At 65.8% G+C, this 19,175-nt stretch carries 16 protein-coding genes and 1 pseudogene; 10 read left to right on the top strand and 7 right to left on the bottom strand.

All coding sequences use genetic code 11. The features are described from left to right. The gene (gene manD, locus FIV50_RS12715; protein ID WP_140037746.1) at positions 1-1,239 is read left to right on the top strand and encodes a D-mannonate dehydratase ManD; all 1,239 of its coding nucleotides are present in this window, start codon (positions 1-3) and stop codon (positions 1,237-1,239) included. 313 nt (positions 1,240-1,552) lie between these two features. Here the strand turns inward: manD and FIV50_RS12710 are convergent, their stop codons facing one another. From FIV50_RS12710 to FIV50_RS12680, 7 genes are all read right to left on the bottom strand, one after another. Next, the gene (locus FIV50_RS12710) at positions 1,553-2,740 is read right to left on the bottom strand and encodes an asparaginase (RefSeq protein WP_140037745.1); all 1,188 of its coding nucleotides are present in this window, start codon (positions 2,738-2,740) and stop codon (positions 1,553-1,555) included. 144 nt (positions 2,741-2,884) lie between these two features. Beyond that, positions 2,885-3,793 carry a LysR family transcriptional regulator gene (locus tag FIV50_RS12705; RefSeq protein ID WP_140037744.1) on the bottom strand — a complete coding sequence of 303 codons (909 nt, stop codon included), beginning with the start codon at positions 3,791-3,793 and terminating at the stop codon, positions 2,885-2,887. A 361-nt stretch (positions 3,794-4,154) separates the two neighbouring features. Then, a complete protein-coding gene (locus FIV50_RS12700; protein ID WP_140037743.1) occupies positions 4,155-5,036 on the bottom strand; it encodes a hypothetical protein in 882 nt (293 codons plus the stop codon). Then, positions 5,033-5,557, bottom strand: coding sequence for a DUF6932 family protein (locus FIV50_RS12695; protein ID WP_140037742.1), 525 nt, complete (start codon positions 5,555-5,557; stop codon positions 5,033-5,035). Before FIV50_RS12695 ends, FIV50_RS12700 begins: the two co-directional genes overlap by 4 nt. Positions 5,558-5,622: 65 nt before the next feature. Continuing rightward, positions 5,623-6,222: a DUF6262 family protein gene (locus tag FIV50_RS12690; protein ID WP_140037741.1), complete on the bottom strand. Its 600-nt coding sequence runs from the start codon at positions 6,220-6,222 to the stop codon at positions 5,623-5,625. A gap of 334 nt (positions 6,223-6,556) precedes the next feature. After that, a complete protein-coding gene (locus FIV50_RS12685) occupies positions 6,557-8,494 on the bottom strand; it encodes a tyrosine-type recombinase/integrase (RefSeq protein WP_181164219.1) in 1,938 nt (645 codons plus the stop codon). A gap of 631 nt (positions 8,495-9,125) precedes the next feature. Beyond that, positions 9,126-10,292 carry a tyrosine-type recombinase/integrase gene (locus tag FIV50_RS12680; protein WP_181164218.1) on the bottom strand — a complete coding sequence of 389 codons (1,167 nt, stop codon included), beginning with the start codon at positions 10,290-10,292 and terminating at the stop codon, positions 9,126-9,128. A 130-nt stretch (positions 10,293-10,422) separates the two neighbouring features. Between FIV50_RS12680 and FIV50_RS12675 the strand changes: the two are divergent. The 9 genes and pseudogenes from FIV50_RS12675 to FIV50_RS12635 form a co-directional block, all read left to right on the top strand. Further along, positions 10,423-10,845: pseudogene (locus tag FIV50_RS12675) on the top strand (ATPase, T2SS/T4P/T4SS family); the annotation flags it as partial. Then, positions 10,842-11,735, top strand: coding sequence for a type II secretion system F family protein (locus tag FIV50_RS12670; RefSeq protein WP_140037738.1), 894 nt, complete (start codon positions 10,842-10,844; stop codon positions 11,733-11,735). The pseudogene FIV50_RS12675 and the gene FIV50_RS12670, both read left to right, overlap by 4 nt. A 55-nt stretch (positions 11,736-11,790) precedes the next feature. Beyond that, positions 11,791-11,988, top strand: coding sequence for a DUF4244 domain-containing protein (locus FIV50_RS12665; RefSeq protein ID WP_042539672.1), 198 nt, complete (start codon positions 11,791-11,793; stop codon positions 11,986-11,988). Then, on the top strand, positions 11,988-12,332 hold the full coding sequence (locus FIV50_RS12660) for a TadE family type IV pilus minor pilin (RefSeq protein WP_140037737.1): 345 nt from the start codon (positions 11,988-11,990) through the stop codon (positions 12,330-12,332). Before FIV50_RS12665 ends, FIV50_RS12660 begins: the two co-directional genes overlap by 1 nt. Positions 12,333-12,360: 28 nt before the next feature. Next, positions 12,361-12,690, top strand: a complete 330-nt coding sequence (locus FIV50_RS12655; RefSeq protein WP_140037736.1) for a helicase — start codon at positions 12,361-12,363, stop codon at positions 12,688-12,690. A 97-nt stretch (positions 12,691-12,787) separates the two neighbouring features. Further along, positions 12,788-15,673, top strand: a complete 2,886-nt coding sequence (gene topA, locus FIV50_RS12650; protein ID WP_140037735.1) for a type I DNA topoisomerase — start codon at positions 12,788-12,790, stop codon at positions 15,671-15,673. Beyond that, on the top strand, positions 15,670-16,299 hold the full coding sequence (tmk, locus tag FIV50_RS12645) for a dTMP kinase (protein ID WP_140037734.1): 630 nt from the start codon (positions 15,670-15,672) through the stop codon (positions 16,297-16,299). Before topA ends, tmk begins: the two co-directional genes overlap by 4 nt. Positions 16,300-16,455: 156 nt before the next feature. Further along, entirely contained in the window at positions 16,456-17,613 is a 1,158-nt protein-coding gene (locus tag FIV50_RS12640) for a DNA polymerase III subunit delta' (RefSeq protein ID WP_140037733.1), read from the top strand. Beyond that, positions 17,610-19,166, top strand: a complete 1,557-nt coding sequence (locus FIV50_RS12635; protein ID WP_140037732.1) for an alpha/beta hydrolase — start codon at positions 17,610-17,612, stop codon at positions 19,164-19,166. Before FIV50_RS12640 ends, FIV50_RS12635 begins: the two co-directional genes overlap by 4 nt. The last annotated feature ends 9 nt before the right edge of the window (positions 19,167-19,175 follow it).

Genomic DNA, 19,175 nt, shown 5'->3' with positions numbered 1-19,175 from the left:
ATGAGCATCGACAGGGCTGAGGTCATCGTCACGAGCCCGGACCGGAACTTCGTGACATTGAAGATCACGACGGCGGACGGCGTCACGGGTCTGGGGGATGCGACCTTGAACGGGCGTGAGCTCGCTGTCGTGGCGTATCTGACGGAGCATGTGGTGCCGCTGCTGATCGGTGCGGATGAGTCGCGGATCGAGGACACGTGGCAGTTCCTGTACCGGGGGGCGTATTGGCGGCGGGGTCCGGTGACGATGGCGGCTATCGCCGCGGTCGACATGGCGCTGTGGGACATCAAGGGCAAGGTCGCAGGACTCCCGGTGTACCAGCTGCTCGGGGGCGCGTCGCGGAACGGGCTGATGGCGTACGGGCACGCATCGGGCAAGGAGCTGCCCGAGCTGTTCGATTCGATCCGCGCGCATCAGGCGCAGGGATACAAGGCGATCCGGGTGCAGACGGGGGTGCCGACGCTCAAGGCGATCTACGGCATCGCCGCTCAGGGCGCCGACGTCGGGGATGCGAGCGTCCGCTACGACCACGAGCCGGCGCGCCGGGGTGCGAAGCCGGTGGAAGAGGATTGGGACACCCGGGCGTATCTGAACCATCTGCCGGGGGTGTTCGAGGCGGTGCGCAACGAGTTCGGCCCGGACATCCCGCTGCTGCATGACGGGCATCACCGGATGACGCCGATCCAGGCTGCGCGCCTGGGCAAGGACCTCGAACCCTACGACCTGTTCTGGCTGGAGGACTGCACGCCGGCGGAGAACCAGGAGGCGCTGCGCCTCGTGCGCCAGCACACCACGACCCCGTTGGCCATCGGGGAGATCTTCAACACGGTCTGGGACTTCAAGGACATCATCCGCGACCAGCTGATCGACTACGTCCGCGGCGCGGTGACCCACATGGGTGGCATCAGCGCGTTGAAGAAGACCCTCGACTACGCGGCGATGTATCAGATCAAGTCGGGCATGCACGGGCCGACCGACATCTCCCCGGTGGGGATGGCTGCGGCGATGCACCTGGGACTGTCGATCCACAACTTCGGCATCCAGGAGTACATGAAGCACGGCGCGAAGACGGATCAGGTGTTCGAGCAGTCCTTCACCTGGACCGACGGATACCTGCACCCGGGCGACAAGCCGGGGCTCGGTGTCGAGCTGAACGTGGACGAGGCGGGGAAGTATCCCTATGAGCAGGCCTACCTGCCCTACAACCGCCTCCTCGACGGCACGGTCCACGATTGGTGAGTGCGAAGCAATCACTCCCACGACCGACGATACGGTCGCTAGGCTCTGCTCGATCTGAAGAAACCTAGGGCGATCTTGGCTGCTCAGGACTCCATCCGCTGCCGATGGCACCCAGGACGGGACATGGGCGTCTGAGAGCTCTCCGCACCAGGAATGAGGTCCTCAGCCGAGGTTCGGTGACCCTCCTGAGGCCTCGCGCAGCCCGTCACGAAGGAAGCCATCGACCTACCGAACGGCCGTGAAGTGAGAATCGCCGTCCGGCGACGAATCCCTTGTGGCCCCCCTCCGGGGCGCGGAGGAGGGCCACGGACGTTCAGTTCAGGGCGGTCGAGTAATCGAACTCAGGCGAGGCAATCGAGGAGAACCACTGCTTCACCTGCGCGTCGTCGTTGGTGAATGTCAGCGCCAGCTGCAGGAGCAGCCGCGCTTTCTGAGGGCGGAGGTCACCTGCCCCAATAACGCTGCCATCTTCATTGTTGTACGTTCCTTCGCCGCCCGTTCTCGTGGCGGACACCACGATGGGCCCGGTCAGTGCTTCGAGGGCGTCCTGCTGGGCAACCGACATGTCGCCGGGGCCGTGCCCAGCCGTCACCAATCCGCGGGCGTTCGCTGCTGCAGCCGTAACCGTGTCGGCCGATGCCCCGACGTACCCAGAGACGATCTCGACAGGTGCGAGGTCCGCGGCGGTGACGGTGCTGAGGTCGAACGGGGTGTTCCATTCGTCAGTTCCGCAGTGAAGAACGCGAGCAGGGGCCCGCATGGTTCGGATGACATCCTCGTTCACGACGCCGAGGGTGCCATAGTCACCCCCTTCGAAGGTGTCCATGCGGTAACCGTCCGTCTTGGTTACATCACGAGCGCTGAAGAACTGGTCGTTCAGGAGAACGACCGTGCCGAAGCACGTCGTCTTCTTGCTTGCTGCGAGGCGGATCGCACTGAACACGTTGGTGTATCCGTCGTAGGTGAACGTACCGTACTGGTGCATCGCACCGGTCACGACAACCGGCTTTGGTGACTGCACCGTCAGATCGAAGAAGTAGGCATCCTCCTCGAGGACGTTGGTGCCACCGGTCACCACTACGGCGTCGACGTCGGGGTTCGCCAGCTGGACGTCAATGGCGCGGGACACGGTGTAAAGAATTTCGTCGTCGACGGCAGCAGACCAGCTGAGGGATGCCGTCTCCACGACGCTGACGTTTGCAACATGTTCGAGTTCCGGGTACATGTCTTCGACGATGGTGGTGACGCCGCCTTCGATGGAGTCGGAGTAGTGCTGGTAGCTGATTCGGTCCTCTGCGGTCGAGGTCAGCGTTCCGCCGGCGTCGATGACAACGACGTTGGGAAGGTCGGCCGTTGCCGACGGTCCGACCGGAGTGGGGGTGGAATCGATGGATGGCAACTCTTCTGCGCCGTCATTGTTCGGTGCGGTGCATCCGCTAAGGATGAGGGTGCCGAGTGCGACGGCGGCGAGGCTGCCGAGGAGTGCTGTTCTGCGGGTCATGCTGCTGCTCCGTTCACCGACGCCGAAGCGCCGGGTGGGGTGGTGGGACACCTCGTTTCGACGAGGTGTATTCACGTTCCCAAGCTGCGATTACTCCGCTGTTTCAGCATCTGGGCGTCAGGTAAACAGACGGATTGACTTCGCTCACATGACGTTAAGCGTTTCTGCGTTTTCCGTCGTGAGCCCGTGCGCTGTGCGTAACAGCGCGAGCAACGCGCCTGCTACCGGTTCGCTTCGTGTTGCGATCCGTAGTTGCATGGCGGGCATGGCGGGCGTCAGTGTCTTGAAGACAGTGCCGTCGTGGCGCAGTGCCGTTGCATGGCCGGGGACGAGGATGACGCCGTATCCGGCGGCGACCCACGCCGCACCGTGGTAGCCGTACATGGTGATGGTGAGATCCTCCAGGTGGATGCCGTTCGTCGTGAACGCGGCGAGGATCGTATCGACTTCGATGCGTGCGCGTGCACGGTCTGGGAGCAGGAGGCGCTCACCCGCGAGGTCCGCCCATGTCACCTCCGTCTGCCGAGCGAGCGGGTGAGCCCTCGGGAGGCAGACATGGAGGTAGTCAGCGCCCAGCGGCCAGGAGTACAAGCTCTCCGGAGGGGCCGCGCTACGGAAGATCGCGGCGTCCAGCTCTCCTGTGCGAAGCATCTCGAGCTGCTGTTCGTCCCACAGTTCTTCGACGACGACAGCGACGTCCGGCAACACACTGTGGAGCCTCGGGATGAGCGTCGGCACGAGGCCAATGAGGGATGACGAGTTCACGCCCAGCCGCAGAGTTTCTTGGGTGCCGCGCGCAGCCTCATCGACGAGTGCAGGCAGCCGCCTGTAGGAGTCGACGATCTCCCGGGCTCGCGGAAGCAGGTGGTGGCCGGCAGGAGTGAGGACGACGCGGTGGGAGGAGCGCATGACCAGCGGCTGTCCCAGCTCCTCCTCGAGCTTGCGAATCTGCTGGCTCAACGCGGGTCGGGTGATATGCAAGCGTGCTGCGGCTCGGGCGAAACTACGCTCCTGCGCAACCGCGACGAAGTACTCCAGGCGGGAAACAGTCATCACTCACTCCTCGGGTCGATGAGTGCACGGTAGCTCCATCGTGTTTCCGGCGTGTAGCGATCTGATACTCGATGACGAACTGCCCGAGCACCCCGGGAGGGCGCTCCGTGCGAAACCCCGCTCGCGGGTCCGGCGCTTCGATCCGAGTGATCGCTGTCGACGCCTGCGTTTGCCCGAGGGGTCGGGCTCCGCGTCTCACGGTTCGCACCCGCGCGCCGACATGGCTGTGCCCGCGCGAGGGGCGCCTCAGGTACGGGCTCTCGCGCTGTTCTATCCGTGGCGTGAGACGACCGTGCCCCTGTCTGCGGCGCCCACGGCTATCTCTCTTCGTCGTGGGTGTCGGTTAGTGCCGGTGGGTCAGCTATATGAGGCTCGGATCCGGAGCGATGGACTTCAATGCGTAGCTCGGGTGCGACTTGGATCCGTCGGCTCGCAGCAGCACCAGGCGCTCGATGCGGGCGACGACTTGTTGGCCGACGAGATTCATCACCGTGTCCATCTGGTCCTCGTCAATCGCTCCGCTGAACTCCTGGGTCGTGCCGCGTTCCTCGATGTAGAAGAGGCGACGACGCGTGCGCATCCCGTCAAGAATCCCGTAGACAGTCAGCATGTCTCGCTTGTCCTGCGTTCCGGAGAGCAACGCTGGAACCTCAAGTGCCTGCTCCGACGTCAAGACGGAGGTCTCGGGCGCGATCCCGCCGGTGGGCTGCATGGAAAGCGACATGGATGCTGCTCCATCCAGTGCCTCAGCCAACTTCTTCACCGCGGAACGGTACTGCGGCCGGCGGCTCGGCAGAGACTGCAGTGTCCGCTCGTCGCTGGCGGTCTCGGGGAGAATCTCGATGAGTTCACGCACGGCATTCTCTGTGAGCCCAGCAACTGGTGTCTGTTCGACGGCGTCGGTCGGCACGGTCTGGCGAGGTAATTCGAAGTAGAGAGTTCCGCGCGATTGACCGATAGGAAGCAGCGGTGCCCGCTCGAGGAGCGAGCCCTGGACGGTGATGGCGGCGTTCTTCGGGTCGAGGATCGCTTTGGCGGCAAGTGCGGTCGCGTGTTGGAGCGCTGCCGTGACCTGCGACACTACGGTCGCGGTCAGCGTGCCGGTGATGTCGACGCGCAATTGCGTCGCAGGCAATGAGAACTTCTGCCGATACGCAACCAGGGAGCTGCGGCGCAGGCGACTGAGTCGGCTGTCATCGTCCGGGATCCCTGAGAGGCGTGCGCTGATGTCGTCTCGAATCACCACTCCACCTCCAGCACCCCTCGGTGGCCAAGAAGTTCTTGCCCTGTCGGAAGGGTAACCCCACCCATCCACATCGTCATCTGTTCGACGTCGTCAGGGGCGACGAAGTAGGACTCGATGCGCCCACCGAAAGGGTGTAGCACCTCGAAGTAATCCGCTCCGAGGGACCCGACAATCACATCGTGCAGGGACGAGCACAGTTGGAATCGGTGTTCCTCTGCATCGGTCCACAGCTCGACCGCGCTGGGCTCATCAGGGACGACAGCGATCTCCAGAGGATCGCACGGTCCTGCTTGCTTCGAGACGAAGGTTCCGGCAAGGAGGAGGCGGCCGCTGGGGAACAACTGCTTAACGTGCTCGAGAAGTTGTTGCAGACCGAGCCAGATTGTTCGCCTGTCCCATTCGAGCGTGTGTGACACGAATTCGCGATAGATGTCGTCCATCTCAACGAAGTGGCGTCCGGGAATCAGCCATCCGGACTGCGCATCCACAAGCTCTGCAAGCTCAGATTCTTCCCCCATGAGGGGAGTATGGCAGATAGCGCGAAGTCCCTGCTCTTTCGCCATCGTCGCGACGGCGGCCGCGTCTATCTCCCGCGCACGTTCGCAGCGACCATCATCGCGCGAACGACATCTGCTTGAGACTCGTTCTCGGACTCCAACTCTTTGATGCGTGCCTGCTGGACAGCGATACGCTTATCCCGATTCGCTGCCTCGGCGCTGAGTTCGCGGTTCACGCGCTCAAGGTTGTAGACGCGCTCCGTGAGCTCCTCGATGTCCACTCCTTCGAGCTCGGCCCCGAGTTGGCGCTCGAGCCGCTTGCGGAGCTTAACGTTCTCGTCGCGTAGCTCGCGCACATGGCGTTGAGCGAGGAGGAGATCGGTGTGCAGCGATTCGGGGGTAGTTCGTTGCCCCGCCCGCTGTGGGGCGGGGTTTATGAGCCCCTCGCGCGCTTGGGCGGCGTTTGCCTGCTCGATGGCGGAGCGAATCTCTGGAACGTTGTAGGTCAGCCAGGTGGACACGTGCGCTTTCCGTGCCACGTTCGTGTGAGTGACCGGGATTCCGGAGGCGACGAGGTCGGTGCAGGCCTCAATCGCGCGTGCGCGTTTGTTCTTTGAGTCAAGGGCTCGCGCTGCAGCCAACTGGTCGACGCGTCGCTGGCGTGCGGTGAGGGCGACCTTCGTCATCGATTCGCTCCCCGTGACTCCTGGATCGCGCGAGCGTCTGACCAGGTGGCGCGCGCCACCGCTAGCTGCGCGACGCGTCGATGCGGTCTGTAGTCAGCTGGCTTCGTCATTCGCATTCATTGGTCCTTGGCTGACAGGTCGGTGCAGTCGTGGCAAGAGTCCGACGGGTGGCCACAGCGAAGCGCTCGCGGGTCATACGTAAGTATCGTCGCCCCGCTGGCGAAGTCCGCTCGAGCCCGGATGGCGCGAGCGTGTGCAGTCGTCTGCCGATGGGCGGCGACGGCCGCGAGCCAAGCCATGGCTTGTTGGCGCCGGGCGTCGTCCGAAGGGTCCGTCATCTGATCACTCGCAGCGGGATAAGCGGCCGTTGTTCTCTGAGTTTACGCATCGCAACGGATGAATCGGCGATTGCCTGCCGTTCCTCGTCGGTGAATTCCGCCAACCGCCGATTCATTTCCTCGATGACCTTCTCGTAGGCGGCGATCTCCTCCACCATGTTTTGAATGACCCAGGGCGCCGCAGTACCGGCGATTCGCACCATCTGGAGACTGGCGCGTATCGACCGCACATGCGTTTCAATCGCGGGGAGGTAGGACGGATCAGGGCGGTACATGTCGCAGCCCGCGCATTGGAAACGGATGGGGCAAGCCGTACCTCCCGCTTTTACATTCGATGGCTCGACGCATCCGCCGAAAGGTACGGCGACGGCAGCAATCTCGTATGCAACGGCCGAGTCGAACGGCGCCGGAGCCCCATGGCGCGTCATCGCGAGCGGCGCGAGTGTCTGAGCGGCCTCTCGCTTTCTCTTTTCAGAGACCTCGAAGTAGTTGAGCGTCGTGGACGTGGACTTATGATCCATGAGTTCGGCGAGCGCCTCGACACCTACTCCTGCGTCCGCATGGCGTTGTGCGTAAGAGTGACGAAACGAGTACGGGATGAGCCTGCCGGTGAAGCGGACGTAGCCACCCGTCTTCTTGTCGGGGACATCGGAGTCTAGCCATGGCACAGACGCCACCAGCCGTTTCAGTGCTCGCTTGAGTCCGCCGGTCGTGAGGTGTCCGTTCGCATCGCGACGGCCCGCCGACGGTGATGGAAACAGCCATTCGTCAAAACCGTCCGGCAGGCTAAGGGTCTGGCGATGAGCTTCCCATTCGAGAACACGGCGCGCGAGGTCGGCACCTATCGGTACTGTGCGGCCTTCTCGGCCCGCCTTGTGATTGTCGTAGGTGAGGGTGAAGCCGCCTGACGTCTCGCCCCAGTCTGGGGCGTTCTCCACGACGCAGCCAACCTTGAGCGAGCACACCTCGTTGGGTCGGCGCCCCGTCTCGGCGAGAAGCTCCAGCGCGGTCTTGTGCATGTGCAGGAGGGTCTCGGCGTTGATCAGGCTCCCTAGTTGACCTGAGGCCAGCGGCAGTTTCGGGATCGCGTCGACCAGGGCCACGACGACTCGGTTGGGCAGGGCCATCACCGTGCGGGGTGTCTTCGTTCTCGCTATTCCTTCCTCGGGATCTACGACGAAGCCAGGAGACACGCCTTGCATGTGGCCGGCGCCCCAGAGGTAACGAAGCGCGCGGCGGAGAGCTGTGAGGATGACGCTCTGTCGGCCGCTGGAGTAGCGTTCGCCGGACTTGCTCTTGAGGCGTACGAGAAGTGCCATTGCCCGCTGAATGTCCAACGCACCTGCCGTGGACGGATCGACACCGTCCGCTCGCTCGGCGATGGCATCGCTCAACACTGAGAAGCCGATGATCGCGAGGCGAACGCGCGTCACGTCTGGGCGGATCTCCCGTGCCCATGTCTTCGCCAGCTCTCTCAACCAGACCTGTCGAATCGGCGTGAAGTCCACCAAGTGTCGCTTACTGAGCCACTTTTGTTCCCCGTTCGTCTGCACGTACTTGTCGCGACGCTGTCGCTCAGTGGGCAGTTCGGTGAGATAGCTGTCCCAGAGATCGCCGGCGGTGGGATCCACACCCTCGAACTGATCTCTCAGGTACTTCAGCGTGACGAACATACGTCTCACCATCGCTGCTCGGGAAGTGTTCTTCGCGCGGTCGAAGCCCATCATCTCGGCTTCGAACCCGGGCTCGAGCAGCGACGACTTCGCAAGAGCCAAGACGGGCAAGAGGCGGACCATCCCTTGGGGATCGATCATGTAGCCCGCGCGATCCTCGGTTTGCAAAGACACGAGTACCTCGAGGCGAATCGACTCGGATAGCCCGATGAGGGAGAAGTTTCCTCGAGCGTGTATCGGTGGTGTCGTCGCGGCGAACACCTCCTCAGGCAGCGGGGTGGCGGCGACATCGGACGTCTCCTTCGCCCTCTGCAGGTACTGCGCGCGGTGAGCGGGACACAGCGACGTGTTAAGCCAAGCTCGCGATCTACCGCACAGAGGAACGCTGCATGTGCCGGTGCTGGCTAACGGCGCAGGGACTCCAGACCTCGCCCAATCAGCGGCGCTGACGCCGGACTTCTTCGCTGTCTGGCGCCACGTCTCATGGTGAGACATGCACAGAACCCCGTATTGCACGGTGCGCTGGCACCGAGCTGTCGGAGACACGACCACACACAGCTCCTCCTCATCCCCGGTCCGGCGCGTGTTGACGCGGTTGGGGATGGACTTCAGGAGCGAGGCCTCGTTGCCGTCGTGTCGACGCAGATGGGCATAGCATGTGGCACAGCGACCGCCTCGTACGCTGGAGAGTAACGGGCACGTGGGGGTGCTGCACCGATAGAGCCGGGTGTGAACATTCTCAGGGTCCCCGTGGAAAAACCACGCCGACTGATTCCACTCCGATGAACGCCAATCGCGTTCCACACTGGCGCGCAGGAAAGATGTCCAGTCGTCGAACTTCTCCTTCGTCTGAGGAACCTGCAGCCGAGCGGCTTCGAGGTGCGCAATGGTGTCAGTCATTGTCGGGGGAGTAGTGATCGAAGTGACGGTAACGGTCCAGATGAGACCGCCCGAGCTCGGCAGCAGCGCGCAACTCGTCGTCGAGGACGTGAGCATAGATCGCGGTGGACTGTGGACTGGAATGTCCCAGGAGCGCCTGTAGTACCGCGATATCTACTCCCTCCCTCCTCATTCGCGTCGCAGCGGTATGGCGGAAAAGGTGAGGGCGGAGTGCGGGGTACCCCGTACGCTGGCGAAGGCTTGCGAACAATCGCATAACAGCGCTGTATGTGAGCGGGGTACCAGCGTTGGCAACGCTCAGGCTGACGAACACATAATCCGAGTCGTCATCATGGACGATCTCATCACGCTCGATGCAGTAGTCACGGTACGCAGCCACAACATTTCCGAGGACAGGAACAGCCCGGTCCATCCGAGATTTCGCCCACGCGCGGTTTGCATTATCGGACCGGCGGGCGATCTCGACGTGGGCGCCCGCGACTTCGCAGCCGAGAGCGGTCGAATCGGGCAAAAAGTGCAGGTCCGACCGACGCAGGCCTAGTGCCTCTCCGATCCGCATCCCGGTCCCGTCTAATAGCAGCAGGAGGAAACGGTCGCGCGCGGTAGTCGTCGCATCAACTGCGGCGGTCACCTGGTCGCGCGTCAGGGTCTTCGGAGCTTTCGTTGACACTTTCGCGCGCAACTCGGAGACGAACTTATAGCGGTACTGCCCATGCTCGCCTGCATCAAACCCAGCAGGGGTGTTCGTGAGGTACGTCGGCTCCACCAGTCGCTCGGTGACGGAGCGTTCCACCCACCCGGACTTAACGCAGAATCGCAGAAACTCGTGCACCGCGGTCAGTGTGAGGTTCACGGTCCTCGGTTTTCGGGGTGGCATCGCCTTCGTTGGTGCGCCCTCGTCCTCGCCCGCCTTCGTCAATCGCGGCCCCTCAAGCGACGTCTTGAACTTCGCCATCTGGGGAAGCGTGATCGTTCGCCAATCCACCGCCTTCTGGTCGGCCCAGTTGAGAAAAGCCGCGACCTTCGGCATATAGCTGCGAATCGTATTCTCTGACCTGCCACGCCCCAACAAGTACATGGCGAAGTCGCGGGCCTCTACTACCGGTTCGAAATCCTCAGAGTGGACCACCAACCAGAGTCTGCTGCCGCTGAACGGCATCGTCGCAGGATGGACCTTGTATCTCACCATGATGACTCCTGTGTCTCGTAGGTGCAGGATAGCGATGAGGGACGTCATCGTCCTCGCTCGTAACATACATCCCTCAGGCGGTAGGGTCCAGTGCAGATAACTGCGGCCGCGGCACCCGCACCATGTCGCTCTCGAGGCGCGGCAGTCGAACCTCGAGGGCGCCGGCGGCATCAGCCTGGCACGGCTGGTCCGCGAGTCGCTGCGCATGCGGCCCGACCGTCTCGTGGTCGGTGAATGCCGAGGCGAAGAGGTGAGAGAACTGCTGACGGCCCTGAACACCGGGCACGATGGCGGCGCCGGAACCCTCCACGCGAGTGGTCTGAGCGATGTGCCGGCCCGGCTCGAAGCACTCGGCGCGCTGGCATCGATGGACGCCACGGCGCTCGCACGCCAAGCCGTGAGCGCGTTCACGATCGTCCTGCATCTCGACCGGGCGCCCGGCGGGCAGCGCCGCATCGCGCAGGCGGGGGAGCTTGCGCTGGCCGGTGACCGTCTGAGCATCGAGGAGGTGCGACCGTGGTGAGCGTTCGGCGACGGGGCGCCGACGACGCCGGAACCGACGCGGCTACCTCCGTGCAGACGCTCGCCGTGCTGCTGCAAGCCGGCGCGGTGCCTTTGGTCGCCTGGCGTCACCTGGCCTCGATCGGCGACGTGCACGCCGCGTCCGTAGTGGATCGAGTGGACGACGGCGCCCCGCTCATCGCCGCGATCGAGGCTGAGGGAGGCCCGTGGCGAGACCTCGCCGCCGCGTGGGAGGTGGCGACAACCGTTGGGGCGCCTCTGGCCGAGGTGCTGCGAATGATCGCCGAGACGCTTCGCGACGCCGCATCGGCGGCCGACGACGTGCGAATCGCCCTGGCTGAACCGGCGGGAACCGCGCGGCTGCTCCTGTGGATGCCGTTCGCGGGTCTGCTGCTCGGTTTCGCCCTCGGCTTCGACACCCTCGGCGTCATCTTCGGGACGCCTGCGGGCGCGGCCTGCGTCGTGGCCGGGCTGCTGCTCGTCCTCGCGGCCCGAGGCTGGACGAACCGACTGCTTCGGCGTGCGAGACCCGAGCCGGGCACGCCAGGCATGCAGGCCGAGCTCATGGCGGTCGCTCTCTCCGGGGGCGCCTCGATCGATCGTGCCCTGCGCCTCGTCGCGGAGAGCCCGGCGTCTCGTCGCGGAGACGACGCGCGAATCCGTGCGGTGCTCGAGCTTTCGCATGCCGCGGGGGTGCCCGCCGGCGAGCTCCTTCGCGCCTCCGCCGGTCAGGAGCGCCACGCGTCGCGCGTCGACGGCCGCATGCGCGCGGCGAAGCTCTCGACGAAGCTGCTGATCCCGCTCGGCGTCTGCACACTGCCGGCCTTTCTCCTGCTGGGAGTCGCTCCGCTGCTGCTGAGCGTGCTCCTCTCGACTCCGCTGCCGCTGTGACGGCTGCCGACCACAGGATGCTCCTGCATCCGCACACAGAAAGAAGAAGGAACCCATGAACACTCTCCCTCCACTCACTCGACGCCGTTCCGCGACACTCTTCGGAGACGACAGCGGCGCGGCCACCGCCGAATACGCGATCACGACGATGGCCGCCGTGGCCTTCGCGGGGCTGCTCGTCGTCATCATGAGGTCGGATGAGGTGCGCGGCATCCTCACCGACCTGGTGCGTCGGGCTCTCACGGTGTCGTGATGAGCGCCGATCGTGACGGCGAGCGCGGGTCTGTGGCCGCCGAGCTCGCACTCGCGCTGCCTGCAGTGGTCCTCACGCTTCTGCTCGGGGCCGGTGCGCTGGGCGCGGCGTCTCGGCAGGTCGCACTGCAGGATGCCTCGGCCGACGCCGCGCGGCTTCTCGGCCGGGGGGAGGACGCGGGCAGGGCATCGCACGCGGTGTCGACCGCGGTGCCCGGTGCCGGAATGTCGAGCAGCTCATCCGGTGATCTCGTCTGCGTGCAGGCGCACGCCGACGTCGCGATCGGCGGATTCATCCGGATCCCGCTGCGGGCGTCCAGCTGCGCGCTCGCCGGAGGTCTCTGATGGCGGACAGTGCAGGGGAGGGCAGCTGATGGCGGGCTCGGCTGTTGCGGCCGGTGTCCTCTCGGTCGCGGCGGCGCTCTCGCTGGGGCTCGCGGCTGTCGGGGGAGCCGCGGTCACCGCGCAGCGGGCCGCGGGGGCTGCGGATGCCGCCGCTCTCGCCGCCGCCGACGCTGCCAGCGGGGCGATCGTGACCGCCGAAGCGCCGTGCGCTCTTGCTGCTCGCATGGCGGCCGCCTCCGGCGCGACCCTCACCGGCTGCGCTGTGCAAGGCTTCGTGGCGACCGTACAGGTGAACGCGGCGTACGCTGGACTCGCTGCCGTCTCCCGAGCCCGTGCTGGGCCACCCGAGGGATCCTGACGGCGGCACGAGCACTTTCCGGCGAAAATGCAGGCGACCACTGTGACCAACCCATCACGGCGGTGTGTATGGTGTGCTTCGAAGAAAGGACGCTCCCTTGGCTGAAGGCAAGAAGCTCGTCATTGTCGAGTCCCCGACGAAGATGCGGTCGATTCAGGGATACCTCGGCGATGGCTATGAGGTGCTCAGCTCCGTCGGCCACATCCGCGACCTCGCAGACAAGAAGGACATCCCCGCCGCCGACAAGCAGGCGTACGGAAAGTACTCGATCGACGTCGACAACGACTTCGACCCCTACTACGTCGTGTCCGATCGCAAGACGAAGACCGTCGCCGAACTCAAGCGTGCGCTCAAGACCGCCGACGAACTCCTGCTCGCCACTGATGAGGACCGCGAAGGTGAGGCCATCGCCTGGCATCTGCTCGAGACCCTGAAGCCAAAGGTCCCCGTCAAGCGCATGGTCTTCCACGAGATCACGAAGGACGCGATCCAGGCGGCTATCGGAAACACCCGCGAACTCGACACCGACCTCGTCGACGCGCAGGAGACTCGCCGCATCCTCGACCGCCTGTACGGCTGGGACGTCTCGCCCGTGCTCTGGTACAAGGTCAAGACAGGCCTGTCGGCCGGACGCGTGCAGTCCGCCGCCACCCGCATGATCGTCGAGCGAGAGCGCGAGCGCATGGCGTTCGTGTCGGCCGAGTACTGGGATGTCGAGGCGCTCGCCTCGTCCTCCTCGGCCTTCAAGGTCCGCCTGGTCCGCGTCGACGGTGGCCAGCTCGCCCGAGGCACCGACTTCGACGACGATGGAAAGCTCAAGAAGGCCGTCGTCATCCTCGACGAGAAGAAGGCCGCAGCTCTTGCCTCGGCCGTGGATTCCGCCGGAGCCGGTCAGGTCACCAAGGTCGAGGCGAAGCCCGGAACCCGCAGCCCGTACGCGCCGTTCACCACCTCCACGATGCAGCAGGAGGCCGGCCGCAAGCTCTCGATGAGCGCGAAGCAGGCGATGAGCGTCGCCCAGCGGCTGTACGAAAAGGGCTACATCACCTATATGCGTACCGACTCCGTGGCGCTGAGCACCCAGGCGGTGCAGGCGGCTCGCAGTCAGGCCGTCGCGCTCTACGGCGACACCGCGGTGCCGCTCAAGCCTCGCGCCTACAAGTCGAAGAGCAAGAACGCGCAGGAGGCGCACGAGGCGATCCGTCCCTCGGGCGAGAACTTCCGCACCCCGAAGTCGGTCGCCTCGGAGCTCGACCGCGAGGAGCACCGCCTCTACGACCTGATCTGGAAGCGCACCGTCGCCAGCCAGATGGCCGACGCGAAGTACGAGACCACGACCGTCACGATCGCGGTGGATGCTGCCGGGCAGAACGCCGAGTTCACCGCGTCGGGCACCGTGTACACCTTCAAGGGCTTCCTCGAGGCCTACGAAGAGGGACGCGACGAGAAGCGCAACGACAAGGATGCCGACGAGAACCAGTCGCTCCCGGTCGTCGCGGTCGGCGACGAGCTGCGCATGTCGGACGCCGAGGCCAAGGGCCACCGCACGACCCCGAAGCCGCGCTTCACCGAGGCGTCGCTGGTCAAGGCGCTCGAGGAGCACGGCATCGGCCGCCCCTCGACGTTCGCCAGCATCATCGGCACGGTGATCGACCGAGGCTATGCGACCAAGCGCGGACAGGCTCTGGTGCCGACCTGGCTCGCCTTCAGCGTCGTGCGCCTCCTCGAAGAGCACTTCGCCACCCTGATCGACTACGACTTCACCGCCGCACTCGAAGACGACCTCGACGCGATCGCCCGAGGCGAGCAGAAGCGCGTCGAGTGGCTGCGTTCCTTCTATTACGGCTCTGATTCGCACGTCGGCCTCCGCCAGACCGTCGACAACCTCGGCGAGATCGATGCGCGTGCGCTCAACTCCACCCCCATCACCGACACAGCCACGCTGCGCTTCGGCAAGTACGGTCCCTACCTCGAGGTCGCGAACCCCGAGGCTCCAGACGAGAAGCCGCGCATCGTGAACGTGCCCGAAGATCTGGCGCCGGACGAGCTGACCGCGGCCAAGGCGCAGGAGCTCATCGATGCGCCGGTCGCCGGTGACCGAGTGCTGGGAACCAACCCGGACAACGGCAAGATCGTCGTCGTCAAGGACGGACGCTTCGGACCCTACGTGCAAGAGAACGACCCGGTGTCCGAGGACGCCGCCGTCGATGAGGCGACTGGTGAGGTCGTCGAGGCCCCCAAGCCCAAGCGGGGAGCGAAGAAGCCCGCGGCCCCCAAGCAGCGCACCGCGTCGCTGTTCCGTTCGATGTCGGTCGACACGATCGACCTCGACACCGCCCTGCAGCTGCTCAGCCTGCCGCGCGTCGTCGGAGCCGACCCCGAGAGCGGCGAGGAGATCACCGCCCAGAACGGCCGGTTCGGTCCGTACTTGAAGAAGGGCGCGGACTCCCGCTCGCTCGAGAGCGAGTCGGAGATCTTCGACGTGACCCTCGAGAAGGCGCTCGAGATCTACGCGCAGCCGAAGTACGGCGCCGGATCCCGCCGTGCGTCGAGTGCGCTCGCCGAGTTCGAGGCCGACCCCGTCAGCAACAAGCCGATTCGCATCCGCGACGGGCGCTTCGGCGCCTATGTCACGGACGGCGAGACGAATGTGACGATCCCCCGTGGGCAGAAGGTCGAGGACATCACCTTCGAGATCGCGGTGCAGATGCTCGCCGACAAGCGCGCGAAGGGTCCGGCTCCCAAGCGCGGTGCGGCCAAGAAGGCCCCGGCCAAGAAGCCCGCCGCGAAGAAGACGGCGGCCAAGAAGCCCGCCGCGAAGAAGCCGGCGGCCAAGAAGCCCGCCGCCAAGAAGCCGGCGGCGAAGAAAGCCGCGGCCAAGACGACGGCGACGGATGCCGAGAAGGCCGCCGCACGGTCCGCGGCAGCCAAGAAGGCCGCGGCGACCCGCGCCGCTAACGCCGCGAAGAAGGCCGGTTCGTGACGTCAGGCCCAGGAATCTGGATCACCCTCGAGGGCGGAGACGGATCGGGGAAGACCACGCAGTCGAACCTCCTCGCCCAGTGGATGACGGATGACGGGCGAACCGTCGTGCGCACCCGCGAACCGGGTGGGTCCGAGGTCGGTCAGCTGATCCGCGACATCGTGCTGCACCACCGAGGCGACATCGCTCCGCGCGCCGAGGCTCTTCTCTATGCCGCCGACCGCGCGCACCACGTCGCGACGGTCGTCCGGCCTGCTCTCGCCCGCGGCGAGGTCGTGCTGCAGGACCGCTATCTCGACTCATCCGTCGCCTACCAGGGTGCAGGGCGCGTGCTCGACGGCGAAGAGATCCGCAACCTGTCGCTGTGGGCCGCTGAGGGCGCACTGCCCGACCTCACCGTGCTGCTCGACCTCGACCCCGAGTCGGCTCGCGTGCGACTCGATTCGGCTGACAAGCCCTTCGACAGGCTCGAGGCCGAGAAGACCGAGTTCCACGCCCGGGTCCGCGACGCCTACCTCGCTCTGGCGCGAGCCGAACCGGAACGGTTCCTGGTCATCGACGCCGCAGCGGCGCCCGAGGTCATCGCCGCGCAGATCCGCGAGCGGGTCGCGACGCTGATCGGCTGAGCCGCCCGCCCACCCGCCCGCCGGCCCGCCCGCCCGCGCGCCGGCGCGCCCGCCCGACTGCCTGCCTGCCCGCCGGTACGCCGCCTGCCTCGGGTCGACCCCGCGCATCCGGTGGTGGTTGCCGTGCACGTCGGTGCTCCCGATTAGGCTGAGGACATGCCCCAGACTGTCGCCGCCCCTTTCCCGTGGGCCGATGTGTGGGGGCAGGATGCCGCGGTCGACACTCTGCGCAACGCCGCATCCGATCCTTCCGCGCTGTCGCACGCCTGGCTCATCACCGGCCCTCCCGGGTCGGGGCGCTCCACGCTCGCGCACGCCTTCGCCGCTGCGCTTGTAGCGGATCACCCCGACGACGAGGCGGCGATGCGTCAGGTCCTGGCGGGAACGCATCCTGATGTGACCGCATTGCGCACCGACAAGGTCATCATCACGATCGCGGAGGCTCGTGCGCTCGTCGAGCGCTCGTACTTCGCGCCGTCGGCCGGCCGCTATCGCGTGATCGTGGTCGAAGACGCCGACCGCATGGTCGAGCGCACGTCCAACGTGCTGCTGAAGGCTCTCGAAGAGCCGCCCGAGCAGACGGTCTGGATACTCTGCGCCCCGAGCGAAGCCGACCTGCTGCCGACGATCCGCTCCCGCGTGCGCTCGCTGCGGCTGCGCGAGCCCGACGTCGCAGACGTGGCGCGCCTGATCACCCTCCGCACGGGGGTCGACGAGGGCATCGCCGAGCAGGCCGCTCGTCATGCGCAACGGCACATCGGCATGGCCCAGCGCCTCGCCACTGATGAGGCTGCCCGTCGCCGCCGCGACGAGACCCTGCGGTCGGTGCTGGGGGTTCGCGGTGTCAGCGACGCCGTCGAGGTCGCCGGGCGCATCATCCAGGCCGCCACGGACGACGCCAAGGCGCTCACCGCCGAGCGCGACGCCGCCGAGCGTGCATCTCTGCTCCGGATGGTCGGCATCGCCGAGGGGCAGGCCGTTCCGCCGGCTCTGCGCACACAGATCTCCGCGCTGGAGGACGACCAGAAGAAGCGTGCGACCCGAAGCCTGCGTGACGGCATCGACAGGGTGCTCACCGATCTGCAGTCGCTGTTCCGTGACGTCGTCATGCTGCAGTTCGGCAGAGACGACGAGCTGATCAATCGCGAGCTTCGCGAAGATCTGGCCGCGCTGGCAGCGGCCTGGCCCGAGACCCGTACTCTTGTCGTACTCGACCACCTTGCCGACACGCGCCAGTCGCTGGAGCGCAACGTCGCACCGCTGCTCGCCCTCGAGAGCTTGCTCGTGACTGTCACGAGCGGGAGGACACCGTGAACAATCGACCGACTTCCCGCTTCCGACGTGCCGTCGCCGTGATCGCCGGCCTCGCCGCAGCCTCGGTCGCACTCTCCGGGTGCCTGTACTCGATGATCCCCGAGCAGGCCGCGCCGAAGCCCTCCGCCACGAACGCGCCGGACACTGAGGGCGTGTCAGAGGACCTGCTGCCGTTCTACGGGCAGACGCTCACCTGGAGTGAGTGCGGCACCGGGTTCGACTGCACCGACGTGACAGCTCCGCTCGACTGGGAGAACCCGGGCGAGGGCGAGATCACCCTCGCCGTCGTGCGCCATCAGGCGACGGGGATCTCCCAGGGGTCACTGCTGACGAATCCCGGTGGCCCCGGCGCCAGCGGTGTCGAGCTCATCCGTGACAGCCTCGACTTCGCGGTCGGAGCCGATCTCATTGACGACTACGACGTGATCGGATTCGATCCCCGCGGCGTCGGAGAGTCGACCGCCGTGACCTGCTTCGATGCTGCAGGCATGGACGACTACCTCTACACGATCCCCGCAGGGAAGCGGGGGAGCGCGGAATGGGAGGCCGAGCTGCTCGAGTCGCACAAGGAGTTCGCCGACGCGTGCGAGGCGAACAGCGGCGGCATCCTGCCCTACGTCACCACGATCAACGCCGCACGTGACATGGATCTGATCCGCGCTGTGCTCGGTGACAAGCAGCTGAACTACATCGGCTACTCGTACGGCACGTTCCTCGGCGCGACGTACGCCGACCTGTACCCCGACAAGGCAGGACGACTCGTGCTCGACGGCGCGATCGATCCGGCCGTCTCCGGGCTCGATGTCGGCGCGACCCAGGCGCTCGGATTCGAATCGGCTCTCCGCGCGTACATGCAGAACTGCCTCGACTCGGGCGAATGCCCGTTCAACGGCACGGTCGATGAGGCCATGGCCGACCTCGGGGCGCTCCTGGCGAGCGTCGACGCGAACCCGCTCGAGAACGGCGACGGACGCATGCTCGGCGCGGACGCGCTGATGACCGGCATCATCGCGGCCCTGTATTCGGCAGACAGCTGGCAGTACCTCACACAGGCGCTCGACGAGGCTCTGCAGGGTGACCCGACGACAGCGTTCTTCCTCGCCGACTTCTACAACGGACGTGAGAACGGCACCTATCTCGACAACTCGAGCGAAGCGTTCCGCGCCTACAACTGCATGGACTATCCGGTCGAAGACGACCCGGCGGCAGAGGCTGCGACCGAGGAGAAGATCGCCGACGGCGCGCCGACGATCGCTCCGTATTGGAGCGGTCCGGACTCCTGCTCGGTGTGGCCCTACCCGCCGACCGGCACGCGCGGCGAGATCAACGCCGAAGGCGCAGGGCCGATCCTCGTGGTCGGCACGACCAACGACCCGGCGACGCCGTACGAGTGGTCGGAGTCGCTCGCGGCGCAGCTCGAAGAGGGCGTGCTGATCACCCGTGTGGGCGAAGGGCACACCGGATACAACAAGGGCAACACGTGCGTCGACGACGCTGTCGAGGCGTTCCTCCTCGACGATGTCGTGCCCGAGGGCGACGTCCGCTGCGAGTGATCGTGGCTC

The sequence above is a fragment of the Microbacterium foliorum genome (assembly GCF_006385575.1).
Lineage (GTDB): Bacteria > Actinomycetota > Actinomycetes > Actinomycetales > Microbacteriaceae > Microbacterium > Microbacterium foliorum_B.
This window is presented reverse-complemented; position numbering and strand designations above follow the sequence as displayed.

What these genes read in the sequence shown, in the direction of transcription:
- FIV50_RS12655 (WP_140037736.1), top strand. Translation starts at nt 12,361, where the DNA reads ATGGCGGGCTCGGCTGTTGCGGCCGGTGTCCTCTCGGTCGCGGCGGCG.
- FIV50_RS12695 (WP_140037742.1), bottom strand. Translation starts at nt 5,557, where the DNA reads ATGGGGGAAGAATCTGAGCTTGCAGAGCTTGTGGATGCGCAGTCCGGA.
- FIV50_RS12640 (WP_140037733.1), top strand. Translation starts at nt 16,456, where the DNA reads ATGCCCCAGACTGTCGCCGCCCCTTTCCCGTGGGCCGATGTGTGGGGG.
- FIV50_RS12710 (WP_140037745.1), bottom strand. Translation starts at nt 2,740, where the DNA reads ATGACCCGCAGAACAGCACTCCTCGGCAGCCTCGCCGCCGTCGCACTC.
- FIV50_RS12660 (WP_140037737.1), top strand. Translation starts at nt 11,988, where the DNA reads ATGAGCGCCGATCGTGACGGCGAGCGCGGGTCTGTGGCCGCCGAGCTC.
- FIV50_RS12705 (WP_140037744.1), bottom strand. Translation starts at nt 3,793, where the DNA reads ATGACTGTTTCCCGCCTGGAGTACTTCGTCGCGGTTGCGCAGGAGCGT.
- FIV50_RS12665 (WP_042539672.1), top strand. Translation starts at nt 11,791, where the DNA reads ATGAACACTCTCCCTCCACTCACTCGACGCCGTTCCGCGACACTCTTC.
- FIV50_RS12680 (WP_181164218.1), bottom strand. Translation starts at nt 10,292, where the DNA reads ATGCCGTTCAGCGGCAGCAGACTCTGGTTGGTGGTCCACTCTGAGGAT.
- manD (WP_140037746.1), top strand. Translation starts at nt 1, where the DNA reads ATGAGCATCGACAGGGCTGAGGTCATCGTCACGAGCCCGGACCGGAAC.
- FIV50_RS12690 (WP_140037741.1), bottom strand. Translation starts at nt 6,222, where the DNA reads ATGACGAAGGTCGCCCTCACCGCACGCCAGCGACGCGTCGACCAGTTG.